Annotated in this window: 9 protein-coding genes; 4 read left to right on the top strand and 5 right to left on the bottom strand. The window is 65.3% G+C overall.

Annotation, left to right across the window (positions count from 1 at the left end; all coding sequences use genetic code 11):
* Positions 1-98: 98 nt before the first annotated feature.
* The 4 genes from murI to FYJ91_RS18695 form a co-directional block, all read right to left on the bottom strand.
* A complete protein-coding gene (murI, locus tag FYJ91_RS18710) occupies positions 99-893 on the bottom strand; it encodes a glutamate racemase (RefSeq protein WP_149523851.1) in 795 nt (264 codons plus the stop codon).
* A 33-nt stretch (positions 894-926) separates the two neighbouring features.
* A complete protein-coding gene (locus FYJ91_RS18705) occupies positions 927-3,095 on the bottom strand; it encodes a primosomal protein N' (RefSeq protein WP_149523850.1) in 2,169 nt (722 codons plus the stop codon).
* 136 nt (positions 3,096-3,231) lie between these two features.
* Positions 3,232-3,903, bottom strand: coding sequence for a DUF4136 domain-containing protein (locus tag FYJ91_RS18700; RefSeq protein ID WP_149523849.1), 672 nt, complete (start codon positions 3,901-3,903; stop codon positions 3,232-3,234).
* Positions 3,904-4,030: 127 nt separating this feature from the next.
* Positions 4,031-4,531 (bottom strand): winged helix DNA-binding protein, encoded by a 501-nt coding sequence (locus tag FYJ91_RS18695; protein WP_149523848.1) that lies wholly within the window; start codon positions 4,529-4,531, stop codon positions 4,031-4,033.
* A gap of 252 nt (positions 4,532-4,783) precedes the next feature.
* On the opposite strand from FYJ91_RS18695, the gene FYJ91_RS18685 reads away from it, so the two are divergent.
* Positions 4,784-6,262, top strand: a complete 1,479-nt coding sequence (locus FYJ91_RS18685; RefSeq protein ID WP_181008587.1) for a hypothetical protein — start codon at positions 4,784-4,786, stop codon at positions 6,260-6,262.
* 74 nt (positions 6,263-6,336) lie between these two features.
* Positions 6,337-8,016 (top strand): ShlB/FhaC/HecB family hemolysin secretion/activation protein, encoded by a 1,680-nt coding sequence (locus FYJ91_RS18680; protein WP_149523845.1) that lies wholly within the window; start codon positions 6,337-6,339, stop codon positions 8,014-8,016.
* A gap of 26 nt (positions 8,017-8,042) precedes the next feature.
* On the opposite strand, the gene FYJ91_RS18675 is transcribed toward FYJ91_RS18680, so the two are convergent.
* Positions 8,043-9,668: a TadA family conjugal transfer-associated ATPase gene (locus tag FYJ91_RS18675; protein WP_246152750.1), complete on the bottom strand. Its 1,626-nt coding sequence runs from the start codon at positions 9,666-9,668 to the stop codon at positions 8,043-8,045.
* Positions 9,669-9,773: 105 nt separating this feature from the next.
* Between FYJ91_RS18675 and FYJ91_RS18670 the strand changes: the two genes are divergently transcribed.
* Positions 9,774-10,574: a crotonase/enoyl-CoA hydratase family protein gene (locus FYJ91_RS18670; RefSeq protein WP_149523844.1), complete on the top strand. Its 801-nt coding sequence runs from the start codon at positions 9,774-9,776 to the stop codon at positions 10,572-10,574.
* A 45-nt stretch (positions 10,575-10,619) separates the two neighbouring features.
* A complete protein-coding gene (locus FYJ91_RS18665; RefSeq protein ID WP_149523843.1) occupies positions 10,620-12,647 on the top strand; it encodes an amidohydrolase family protein in 2,028 nt (675 codons plus the stop codon).
* Positions 12,648-12,698: the final 51 nt, after the last annotated feature.

Here is a 12,698-nt window from a genome sequence, read left to right as displayed (position 1 = left end):
CGGTGCTCCCGCCCCGGCCCGTTCCCCTCCAACGGGCTGAATCTTCGGGCTCTTTAAGACCTTGGCTTTCCAATTTCCAGTGAGAACGATTCGCGAGTTCAGAGGGTTGCGACGGACGGAAGGCCGCGCCGCCCAAGTTCCTGTCTGAAAGCGTCGGAAAGATCGGCCGGGGCGGTGAACAATGCCTGGCCGATCGGGCTATCCGGCCACGCCTGTCCCTGCGTGAGAAAGGCGACCCGTCGTGCGATGCCCGGACCGCCGTCGACAAAGGTGATCGGATGCGGGGCGGCGGCGGCCAGTTCGTCGGCGACCAACGGGAAATGGGTGCAGGCGAGGACGGCGATGTCCATGCGGTCGCCCCCCGGGTGATCGGTCAGCCCGCCAAGGACCGCGCGATATTCCTGCAGGTCTCCGGAGTCGCCGCGCAGCTTGGCCTCGGCCAGTTCGACGAGCCGCGCAGAGCCGTGGCGCAGCACGGTGCAGTCGGCGGCAAAGCGCTGCGACAGATCGTCGACATAGGGTTGGCGCACGGTCGCGTCGGTGCCCAGCACGCCGATGACACGCGCCTTCGACTGTTCGGCGGCGGGCTTGATGGCGGGGACGGTTCCCACCACCGGCACGTCGAGCGCGGCACGGACCGCCGCCAGCGCGATCGTCGACGCGGTGTTGCACGCGATGACCACCAGGCGCGGGCGATATCGCTCCACCAGCCGCCCGAGCAAAGCCGGCACGCGGGCGGCGATCTCCGCCTCGGTCTTGGTGCCGTAGGGGAAGCCGCCATTGTCGGCGACGTAGACATAGGATGCCTGCGGAAGCAGCGCGCGCGTCGGCGCGAGGACCGAAAGCCCGCCCACGCCGGAATCGAACATCAATATCGGGCGATCGTCAGCCATTATCGCCGATCTAGTGAACGCAAGGCATGCTGCCTAGAGGAAGCTATAGGGGTCGACATCGACGGCGACACGAACGCTACGTGGCCATTCGAGCGCGCCGAGCCACTCGCGCATAACATCCTGCACGTCGAGCGAGCGGCGGGCGTGGACGAGCAGGCGCTGGCGATGACGCCCACGCAGCATCGCCAGCGGGGCGGGGGCGGGGCCGAAGACGTGCATCCCGTCGACCCGCGGCGCGCTCCGCCCGATCAGCCGCGCCGCCGATGTCGCGTCGTCGAGCTTTTCGGACGAGACGATGATCGCGGCGAATCGGCCGAAGGGCGGTGCGTCGGCCATGCGCCGGGCTTCGGTCTCGGCCTCGTAGAAACTCGCGACATCGCCCGACAGCAGCGCCTGGATCACGGGCGCGCCCGGCGAGTGGGTCTGGATATAGACGGTTCCGGGCTTCTCGCCGCGCCCCGCACGTCCCGCGACCTGTGCGATCTGCTGGAAGCTGCGTTCTGCCGCGCGCAGATCGCCGCCCGAAAGGCCCAGATCGGCGTCGATCACGCCGACCAGCGTCAACTCCGGAAAGTGATAGCCCTTGGTGATCAGTTGGGTGCCCACCACCACGTCGACGTCGCCCGCCTCCATCCGCTCCACGAATTCGGCGGCGCGCGCCGGCGTGTTGAGCGTGTCGGAGGTCGCGATCACGACGCGCGCATCGGGAAAGAGCGCGGCGACCTCGTCGGCGATGCGCTCGACGCCGGGGCCGCAGGCGACCAGCGCATCCTCCTCCTTACATTCGGGGCACGCGCGGGGCGGGGGCATGTTGTGCCCGCAATGGTGGCATTGGAGCCGCTGGAGCAGGCGATGCTCGACCATCCATGCGGTGCAGTTCGGGCATTGGAAGCGGTGTCCGCACGAGCGGCACAAGGTCAGCGGCGCATAGCCACGTCGGTTGAGGAACAGCAGGCTCTGCTCCTTGCGCTCGATCCGCTCAGCCATCGCCTTGACCAACGATGGCGCGATCCAGCGTCCACGCGGTGGCGGCTCCTGCAGAAGATCGATCGCGATGATTTCGGGCATCTCCGCGGCGCCATGGCGGGCGGTGAGCTTGAGCTCGGTATAGCGCCCGATTGCCGCCTGTTGCCGCGTCTCGATCGCGGGGGTGGCGGAGGCCAGGACGACCGGGATTGCCTCCAGCTTGGCCCGCATCACCGCGACGTCACGGGCGTGGTAGAGGACGCCGTCCTCCTGCTTGAAGCTCGTCTCGTGCGCCTCGTCGACGATGATGAGGCCGAGATCGCGATAGGGCAGGAACAAGGCCGATCGCGCACCGACCACCACCTTCGCATCGCCTATCGCCAGCCCGCGCCACGCGCGTCGACGCTGCGACTGGCGCAACTCGCTGTGCCATGCGACCGGCAGATGGCCGAAGCGCGCCTCGAACCGTTTGAGGAAGGGCTCGGTCAGCGCGATTTCGGGCAGGAGGACGAGCACCTGCCGGTCCTGCCGCAATGCCTCGGCGATTGCCTCGAAATAGACCTCGGTCTTGCCCGATCCGGTGACGCCGTCGAGCAGGAAGGGGTGGAATTCGCGCGCCTTTACCGCGTCGGTGATCATACCGGCGGCCAGCTGCTGCTCGTCCGAGAGGTCGGGCGGCGCATGATCGGGATCGGGCGAAGACCAGGGCGTGTCGATCGACACTGTCACCGCCTCGATCGCACCGGTTTTCACGAGACCGCGGATGACGGCCTCGGAGACGTCGGTGATCGTCGCGAGTTCGCGGATCAGCCCCTGCCGCTGGCCGATGCGGTCAAGCGCCTGTTCGCGCTGCGGGGTCATGCGATCGGGCGCCACGCCGGTTGCCCGATATTCGGTGATCGTCCGCGATCCGTCGAGCGCGCTCGATGAGGGAAGGGCCATGCGCAGCACGGCCGCCGGTGGCGCCAGGTAATAATTCGACGTCCATTCGATCAGCCGACGGAGCGGCGCCTGGATGGGCGGCACGTCATAGACGCCGAGCAGGGGGCGCAGGCGATTGTCGCCGACCTGATCGGCCGAGGGAAGGCTCTCCTCCTCCCACACCACGCCAACCATCTGGCGCGGACCCAGCGGCGCGAGCACGACGCTGCCCGGCTCGACCGCGTGTTCGCGATCGGCACGATAATCGAGCGGCCCGAGAGCCGGGTTGAGGAGAAGCACATGCGCGCGCGGCATGGGGGCTACTTAGGGTGGGGTGAGGCTGGCGGCAAATCCCTCGTCATTGCGAGGAGCCGGAGGCCACGAAGCAATCCACTCCGCAGTTCGGAATGGATTGCTTCGCTACGCTCGCAATGACGAGCTGGAGGTCGTCTTACTTCTTGTCAGGCGCGATCGTGATGCGCACCTCTTCGCCCGACTGACCGGGGAAGTTGGTGAACAGCGCCTCGATCAGGTTCGGCACCAGCTTGGTCAGCGCATCGTCGAGCGAGCGGGCCTTGGCCTTGCCTTCGAACAGATGCTGCTTGTCGACCGAGCGTTCGATCGTGAGGTTCACGTAGCTGGTATAGACCGTGTAGGTATCGATCCGGTTGTCGAAGAACGGATCATACCACAGCGGATCCCAGCCATAGTAAAAGGCCGACCCGTAGCCCCAACGACGACCATAGGGGCCGAAACCCGGGCCGAAGCCGCCGCCCCAGCCACCACCCCAGCCCATGCCGCCGCCGCCGCGCGACACCGTCTTCTGCACCCCATGATCGATCCCGTAATCGAGTTGGACGACCAACTGCGGCTTGTCTCCGCCTTCGATCGGACGATAGCCGTAGGAGGCAAGGCGTTGGCTCACCTGCTGCGCATATTGGCGGAACTCGAGGCCGCCTTCGTTGCGCGGATCGGTCGGCACGATCGTGAAGGTCTGACCTTCCGGCACGGGCAGCGCCTGGAAGCGGGAGACATTGGCTTTGAAAGGCTGCGCACAGCCGCCGAGGGTGGCCAGCGCGAGAGGAAGCGCGACGGCGGCGATCAAACGGGTCGGGAACGGCATGGGGAGCGCCTTCGATAGAGTCTTATTGCGTCATAGCCGGGATCGGCACGCATCGGAAACGATCGTTGCGCTTTCCCGGCTGAACAATGGTTTAACGCTTGAGACCGGGCGCTGGTTGCGACGGCGTCTAATGTCGGGCGGGATCCGGGTCGGCCGTTGGTTCAGAAAACAGGCGCGGCAGGTGCTGGGCCATGGTCTGATACCCCGAAACCGTGAGCAGCACATGGGTGCGCCGCCCATCGTCGGGATCGCGCCGTCGGCCGATCATGCCGCGCTTCTCCAGCGCTTCGATCCGGCGAAGGACCGCAGTGCTCGATTCGTCGAGCATGGCGCGGATCTGCTTCACGCACTGCATCCGCCCGTTCAGCAGCGCATCGAGACAGGCGAGCAGGATGACCCAATTGGCATTGCCGAAGACCGGACGTGGAAACTCACGCGAGAATTCCGCATGGAGCTTGAGCGCACGGCGCGTGAATCTGCGCAGCGCATCGCGCTCACCCAAATCGCTGTCGCGCCGGGGCGCTGGAAGCGACCCAAGTAATGACTGGGAATCGAGATCGCGAATATCGAACTGTCCGTGCGATATTAACATGGATTTATTTGTAATCGTGTCACGATTTGTCAGCACCTTCGCCTCCCGATGACGGGATTATTGGACTTACTCTAAGCCGTCCTGAATGCGGCGCCGACTCTGGGTGGTCGGATGATACGTTCGTTTTTTTGCTATCCCAACGAAAAAACCATTACGCAAAACCCCTTATCGAACAATTGCGTCCGAAATCGGAGGTGAGGGAACGTCGCTTTCGTCCAAAACTTACTTAAGCCTCAATCGGTGGAGGTAGCGATGTTGCAAGGTTCGCGTAAATTAACATCCCTGTTCATGGCAACGGTTGCAATAATGGCGCTGTCGGGCTGTGAGAGCAGTGGCGGACTTCGGCTTGCCGGGGTTGGCGCAGGCGCCGGGGCCGGCGCGGGAACGGGTGATGGCAACGGTTCGACCCCCGTCGATAACGGAAGCGGTTCCGGTTCTGGATCAGGCAATGGGTCCGGAAGCGGGTCCGGCGGCACCGGTACTGGTAGCGGTTCGGGCGGCACCGGAGGAACGGGATCGGGTGGCACCGGTGTCGGATCCGGTGGCGGAACAGGCGGCACGGGCGGAACCGGTGGTGGAACAGGCGGCACGGGCGGAACCGGTGGTGGAACAGGCGGCACGGGCGGAACGGGTGATGGCGGCGGGCAGGGTGGCCTGTCGCTTGCGAACTTGCCGGTTCCCGGCCTGATCGGCCCGGGCGGCGTCGCCGACACCGGGCTACTCCCCAACGTGGGCAATCCCTCGAACCCCGGCCCGCTCGGGCCCGTTCTCGTCCAGGCCGGCAATGCGGTTCTGGGTGTCGAGAGCCAGACGCCGACGCTGGTGCAGGCCGTCGACAATGCGGTGCCGGGATCGGTGCCGATCGTCGGTACGGTCGCTCAGGTGATCAAGTCGACTGGGCAGGCGCTCGTCGAGACCGGCAATGGCCAGCAATTTCTGGTCGACGGGCTGACTGGTGCTGTCGGACAGGCCGTGTCGCTCAACGTGCTGGGCAAGGACATCCTCCCGGCCGGGGCGAACCCACTGGTCGGTGTCAGTCTCGCCTCGGCGACGCAGAATGCGGGCAGGCTCGCGACTGTCGGCGTCGATGCGGCAGGCAACCTGGTCAACGCAGTCGTGACCCCGCTTGGCGCGGGCAATGGCGCGGTCGGCGGCAATCTGCCCGGCACCCTTGCTCCGGTCACGAATGGGCTTGGCCAGGTTGCGGGCGTGACAGCCGGCACGACGCAGGTGCTCGGATCGGCGGGCGTGACCCCGGCAGTCGGCGTCAGCGTGCTGTCTCCTACCCAGACGGCGGGTAGTCTGGCCACTGTGGGCGTCGGCGCGGGTGGCAATCTGGTGACGGCAGCGGTCGGCCCGGTTGCTGGCGCCGGGGCAGGTGCCGCGGTTCCGGCAAGCGCGGTCGTGGCCCCCGTCCAGCAGGTCGTCCAGACGGTGACCGGCGCATTGCCCTCGGGCGCTATTCCGGCGAACGGTCTGGCGACGGTGCAGGTCGGCAATGCGACCTTGCTCGATGGCGGCTCCAATCCCGCGATCGGGGCGAGCGTGCTGTCGCCGACCCAGGCGACCGGCTCGGCGGTCACGGCGGGTGTCGCGTCGGCGGGCAATCTGGTCACCGGTACGGTCGGCAACGTGCTGGGTGCCGTGCAGGGCACGGTCACTGCGGTGGCCGCGCCCGTCACCAACGCGGCCTCCCCCGCCGGGGTCGGGGCCGTGCCTGTCCAAGGGCTCGTCCAGGGCCTTCTCGGCCGCAGCGGCGGCCGATGAGGGACGAGGCGGCCGGTTAAGGGGCCGGTCGCCTCCTCCGTCTTGTTTCGGGGCATTTCCAAGGGGACTTCAGCATGAACAGGTGGACCCGCACGTCCGCCGCGAGCCTGCTCGCCGGCGCGACTCTGCTCGGCGGCGTGGCGCAGGCGCAATCGCCGCTCATTCTTGATCGCAACCGACCCGATCGCGTCCAGCCGGTGACGCCCACCACACCGCAAACCAAGGAAGCGCCATCGGCGGCCCCCGCCGAAGTCGAAGGCGGCGCCGAGCGGACCGACACGATCATCCGGGGCATCCAGTTCATCGGCACCAAGGCGCCTGCTTCGGCGGCCCGCGCCGCCGAACCCTTTATCGGGCAGCCCGCCACCCGGCAGAACCTGATCAACGTCGCCAAGGCGGTGTCCGACGGTTATGCCAAAGCCGACGTCGCGCTCTATTCAGTGCTGATCCCCGAGCAGGATCTGTCGAGCGGCATGCTGAAAATCTTGCTGATCGAAGGGCAGGTCGAACAGGTCATCGTCACCGACAAGTCCGGGCCGCGTGCGCGCAAGCTGATCACCGAGATCGCGGCGCATCTGAAGGGCGAACAGGTGCTGAGCAAGACCCGGCTCCAACGCTACATCTCCTTGATCCAGGATGTTCCGGGCACCAAGACCGACATCCAGATCGTCCAGGGATCGCGGCGCGGGATGGTGCGGATCGTGCTGACCATCACCGACAAGAAGCACGATTTTTCGACCAGCTTCGATAATCGCGCCTCGGCCACCTACAAGGGTGGGCAGATCACCGCGAACGCGAAGCTCTATGGCTTGCTGCGCGGTGGTGACCAGACCGACGTGACGGCGGCGGCATCGATCAATTTCAAGAACTTCAAATATGCTTCGATCGCGCATTCGACCCCGATCGGCAGCGATGGCGGGCGGGCGACGGCATCGTTCGGTTATCTCAAGACCAAGCCGCGCAGATCGGTGATCGAAGGCGAGGCGCAGATTGCCGGCCTGACTTACAGCTTTCCGTTGATCCGCAGCTACACACGCAACCTGACACTGTCGGGGACGATCGATGGTCTCAACAGCGATAATGCCGCCTTCGGCCAGTTGATATCGAGCGAACGGACCCGCGCGCTGCGCGCCGCCGCCGGCTATGTCGAAACGAAGCCAAAGCGGACGATCACCGGCGGCATCACCGTCAGCAAGGGGCTGGACATATTGGGTGCACGCGCGATCGAGGCATTTGCGGACAAGGAGTTCACCAAGATCAACGCCCGCGCAACGATCGACCAGATGATCGGCAAGCGGATGGTCGCCCGGCTCCGCGTGTCGGGGCAGTACACCAAGGATCGGCTCGCGGCGGCGGAGCGCTTCGCGGTGGGCGGCGACGAATTCGGTCGCGCCTTCGAGATCGCGCTGCTGAGCGGAGATCGCGGCGCGGCGGGACTGGCCGAGATCGCCTATCGGCCGATCAAGAGCGGCAAGTTCGCGGGTACCGAGATCTACGGCTTCGGCGATTACTCGCGGATCACCATCGTCGAACGCGGGCCGATCCCGCAATTGTTCACCGATGGTATCGTACGGAACGTCATCTTCCCGAGCGCCACCTACGATCTCGCTTCGGCGGGGGGCGGCGCGCGGATCTCTTATTCGACGAAGGCGGCATTGTTCCTCGAAGCTGCCCGCGCGATCGACCGTCCCTATCCGGGGTATGACAAGCAGTGGCGCTTCAACGTGGGCTGGCGGCTAAGCTTGCGGCAGTGAACTCCTCCTTGGGACGGGGAGGAGTTTTAGTCGTTCAGGCACGCCTCGAGCAAAGGCTGGTCGAAGCCAAACTGCCGCGCCTTTTCCAGAGTGTAGGGGCGCAGGTTCGACGGCGTGTAGTGGCCAACGATCTTCCCCTCGGCGTCTTCCGAGTGGAATTCGAACTTGAACAGCTCCTGCGTGATGATCACCGGGCCTTCCATGCCGATTACCTCGGTAATGCTGGTCACGCGGCGCGAACCGTCGCGCAGGCGCTTGACCTGAACGATCAGGTCGACCGAGTCGGCGATCTGGCGGCTGATGGCTTCCTTGGGCACCTTGATGTCCGACATCATCACCATGTTCTCCATACGCGCCAGCGCTTCACGCGGGCTGTTGGAGTGGAGCGTGCACATCGATCCGTCGTGGCCGGTGTTCATCGCGGCGAGCATGTCGAAACACTCGCTGCCACGGATTTCGCCCAGGATGATGCGATCCGGGCGCATACGCAGCGCGTTGACGACAAGGTCGCGGATCGTGATCGCGCCCTGGCCCTCAAGGTTCGCCGGACGGGTTTCGAGCGGCAGCCAATGCGGCTGCTGCAGGCGGAGTTCGGCTGCGTCTTCGATCGTGACGACGCGTTCCCCGGGGTCGATCATCTTCGACAGCGCGTTGAGCATCGTCGTCTTGCCCGAGCCGGTGCCGCCCGAAATGACGACGTTGAAGCGGCTCGCACCCGCAATCTTGAGGACGGTCGACATACGCTCGCTCATCGATCCGCCCTTGGCCATGATGTCGAGCGTGATCGGCTTGGACGAGAATTTGCGGATCGAGATCGCGGTGCCGCGCAGCGACAGCGGGGGAACGATCACGTTGACGCGGCTGCCGTCGGCAAGGCGCGCGTCGGCGAGCGGCGTGGTCTGATCGACGCGGCGGCCGACCTTGGAGACGATGCGCTGTGCGATCTGGAACAGATGCTCCTCATCGCGGAACTGGACATTGGCCAGCTCCAGCTTGCCCTTGCGCTCGACATAGGTCTGGTCGGGGCCGTTGACCATGATGTCGGTGATCAGCGGATCGCCGAGCAACTCCTCGAGCGGCCCGAGGCCGAGCAGTTCGTCAACCAGCACCTTTTCGAGCGCGAACTGCTCGCGCCGGTTGAGCGTGATGCGCAGTTCGGCCAGCACTTCGCCGATGATCGGGCGGAATTCCTCGGCCAGTTCATCCTTGCTGAGCGTCGCGGCGGCTTCGGGGTCGACGCGTTCGAGCAGGCGGGGAAGCACCTGCTCCTTGATCTTGTGGATCGAGGCTTCGAAACCCTCGACCTTCGACTTGCCGGCCTCGCCCGACGCGGCCTCGCGGATGGCGAGGCGGGTCATGGCATCCTGATAGCGCGGCTTGGCGGCGTCTTCGGCCGCGTCGCCCATCACCGGTGTCGGTTCGGCGTTGAAGCTGGGCAGGTCCGCGAAGGGATCCGCGGCGCTGAAAGCCTGCTCGACAGCGGCGAAGGGATCGCCGCCGTTCAGGGCGGACGCGTTGAACGGATCGCTCGACAACGGCGGGAACTGAGCCCCCCCCGCGAGCGGCGCCGGCCCACCCTGCATCGGACGCGCGACGCCGAAAGCCGGCCGCGCGCCATTGGTCATCGAACCCCGTTTGCCGAACGCACTCATACGCACCATCATGTCCTGCCGGCCCGAAGCGGGTCCGCCAACGGTTGCTTCTAGCGCGCAAGCTTTGACAAGTTCCTAACTACGATATTGCCTTTGGAGATCGCCTTGTCCCCCTTCCTGATCGTCGAGCGCGATGGCCCGGTCGTCACCGCCACGCTCAACCGACCCGAGCAGCGCAATGCGCTCACCACCGACACCGATTTCCGCGCGATCGTCGATTTTTGTGCGGAGGTCAGCGCCGATCGCTCGGTTCGTGCAGTGATCCTGACGGGCGCGGGATCGGCGTTTTGCGCGGGTGGCAACGTCAAGGACATGAAGGCGCGCGAAGGGCTGTTCAAAGGCAACCCCTATGAACTGCGCGATCGTTACAGGACCGGCATCCAGCAGATCCCGCTCGCCTTGTGGGAGCTGGAAGTGCCGGTGATCGCCGCGATCAACGGGCCGGCAGTGGGGGCGGGGCTCGACCTTGCCTGCATGTGCGACATCCGGATCGCGTCACGATCGGCCAACTTCGCGCACAGCTTCGCCAAGCTCGGCCTCGTGCCCGGGGACGGCGGGGCCTGGCTGTTGCCACGCGTCGTGGGACAGTCGCGGGCGGCGATGATGACGCTGACCGGCGATACGATCGATGCCGCCACCGCGCTCGATTACGGACTGGTCGGCGAGCTTGCCGAGGCCGAAGCGCTGCTTCCGCGCGCTCGGGCGATCGCGGACCGGATCGCCGCCAATCCCGGCCACGCCACACGGCTGAGCAAGCGATTGATGCGAGAAGCGCAGGATCTGAGCCTGAAGGCGGTGCTCGAACTGTCGGCCGCTTATCAGGCGCTCGCCCACCATACGCGCGATCATGTGGAGGCGGTCGACGCTTTCCTTGAACGGCGACCGCCGCGTTTTGAGGATCGTTGAGGCCCCGTCTTTCCAATCGCTTCGTGGCGTGCTTTCATCACTGTCATGAAACAAGCGATCTTTGCTGCGCTCTGCGCCTCCGCCGCCTTCGTGTCCGCGCCCGCGCTGGCCGGGGCCGAACGCTTCTCCGTGATCTTTGGCGGCCGCAATGTCGGCCACCTAAATGTCGACACGACCGGCACCCACAGCGACATCGACTTCGACTATAAGAATAACGGCCGTGGGCCGACGATGAAGGAGTCGTTAGACGTCGACGCCAACGGCTTCCCCGTCGCCTGGACGGTGACGGGCGCCACGACGTTCGGCAGCAAGGTGGACGAGCGTTTCACACTGAAGGGCAAGCGCGCGACCTGGGTCGATTCGACCGGCCCGGGCAAGGCAACCGTTAAGGAGCCGAGCATCTACGTTCCGCAGAGCGGCAGCCCATGGAGTGTCGGCCTTTATGCTCGTGCGCTGCTGAAGGACGCCGACGCCACCATTCCGGCGATCCCGGGCGGCGCGCTACGGATCGAAAAAGGGGAGGCCGTGACGATCGCGGGCAAACCCGGCCCGATCGCCGCCACCGCCTACACGATCGGTGGCATCGATACGGTGCCCGACACCGTGCTGCTCGACGGCGCCGGGGCGCTGGCGGCTTATGTCACGCCCGACTTCATCATCGTCCGTCAGGGCTACGAAGGCGAGGAGGAGCGGCTGCGCAACCTCGCCGCCAAATGGTCGACCGACCGCTATGTCGCGATCCAGAAGGCGGTGGCGCATGATTATGGCGCGCCAGTGCGGATCCGGAACGTCCGCCTGTTCGATCCCGCGACATCGGCGCTGACCGACCCGGTCTCGGTGCTCGTCAACGGCAAGGAGATTGCGGCGATCGAGCCGGTCGACAGCCCTGCGACTCCCGGTGAGGTGACGATCGACGGCGCGGGCGGCACGCTCGTCGCGGGCATGTACGAAGGGCACGGCCATCTGGGGCAGGACGACGCGCTGCTCAACCTCATCGCGGGCATCACCACTGTTCGCGATATGGGTAACGACAATGCGGTTCTCGACGAACTGATCCACCGCATGGATGACGGGATCATCGGCGGCCCGCATGTGATCCGCAGCGGGTTCCTGGAGGGCAAGTCGCCTTTCAACGCCAATAACGGCATCGTCGTGAACAGCGAGCAGGAGGCTGTCGACGCGGTCCGCTGGTATGCCGCGCGCGGCTATTGGCAGGTCAAGGTCTACAACAGCATGAACCCCGAATGGGTGCCCGCCGTCGTCAAGGAGGCGCATCGGCTGGGACTGCGCGTTGCGGGCCATGTTCCGGCCTTCTCCACCGCCGATGCGATGATCGCGGCAGGCTATGACGAGATGACCCATATCAACCAGTTCATGCTGGGCTGGGTGATCAAGCCGGGCGAGGATACGCGCACGCTGTTCCGCCTGACCGCGCTCAAGCGCCTGCCGTCGCTCGATCTCGCTTCGCCGCCTGTGCAGAAGACGATCCAGTCGATGGTCGACAGGCACAAGGCGATCGATCCGACGCTGGGCATCCACGAGATGCTGACGCAGAATCGCGACGGCAAGGTCGCGCCGGGCGCGGTCGATTATTTCGATCATATGCCGATCGGCACCCAGCGTGGGCTGAAAAAGGCGATGGTCGATCTGTCGGCGCCGGGCGATGCGGCGGCCTATCAGGGCGCGTGGGAGAAGATCACCGCCACCGTGAAGATGCTCCACGATCGTGGTGTGTTCATCGTTCCGGGAACCGATACGGGCGGCGCGTTCACCTATCATCGCGAACTCGAACTTTACACGCAATATGCTGGCTTCACGCCGGCCGAGGTGCTCAAGCGCGCGACCTTCGACATGGCCAAATATAGCGGGCAGGATCAGCGGCTGGGATCGATCGCCAAGGGCAAGCTGGCGGACTTCTTCCTCATCCCTGGCGATCCCACGAAGGACATCAAGGCGATCAAGACGATCGCGATGGTCGTGAAGGATGGCGCCTTCTATTATCCCGCTGAAGTTTATCCCAAATTTGGGATCAAGCCCTTCGCCAATGCGCCCAAGGTGAAGCTGCCGAATTGATATCGTTTGCGTACAAAAAAGCTGGCTTTTTTGCGTATAATCTAAAACTAT

It is taken from the genome of Sphingomonas montanisoli, from assembly GCF_008274695.1.
In the GTDB taxonomy this organism is placed as follows: Bacteria; Pseudomonadota; Alphaproteobacteria; order Sphingomonadales; family Sphingomonadaceae; genus Rhizorhabdus; species Rhizorhabdus montanisoli.
Note: the sequence above shows the minus strand (reverse complement) of the source record. Positions and strands in the feature narration are given on the sequence as shown.

Bases quoted from the DNA above. Each gene is read 5' to 3' on its own strand.
- murI (WP_149523851.1), bottom strand. From the start codon at position 893: ATGGCTGACGATCGCCCGATATTGATGTTCGATTCCGGCGTGGGCGGG.
- FYJ91_RS18705 (WP_149523850.1), bottom strand. From the start codon at position 3,095: ATGCCGCGCGCGCATGTGCTTCTCCTCAACCCGGCTCTCGGGCCGCTC.
- FYJ91_RS18700 (WP_149523849.1), bottom strand. From the start codon at position 3,903: ATGCCGTTCCCGACCCGTTTGATCGCCGCCGTCGCGCTTCCTCTCGCG.
- FYJ91_RS18685 (WP_181008587.1), top strand. From the start codon at position 4,784: ATGGCAACGGTTGCAATAATGGCGCTGTCGGGCTGTGAGAGCAGTGGC.
- FYJ91_RS18680 (WP_149523845.1), top strand. From the start codon at position 6,337: ATGAACAGGTGGACCCGCACGTCCGCCGCGAGCCTGCTCGCCGGCGCG.
- FYJ91_RS18675 (WP_246152750.1), bottom strand. From the start codon at position 9,668: ATGAGTGCGTTCGGCAAACGGGGTTCGATGACCAATGGCGCGCGGCCG.
- FYJ91_RS18665 (WP_149523843.1), top strand. From the start codon at position 10,620: ATGAAACAAGCGATCTTTGCTGCGCTCTGCGCCTCCGCCGCCTTCGTG.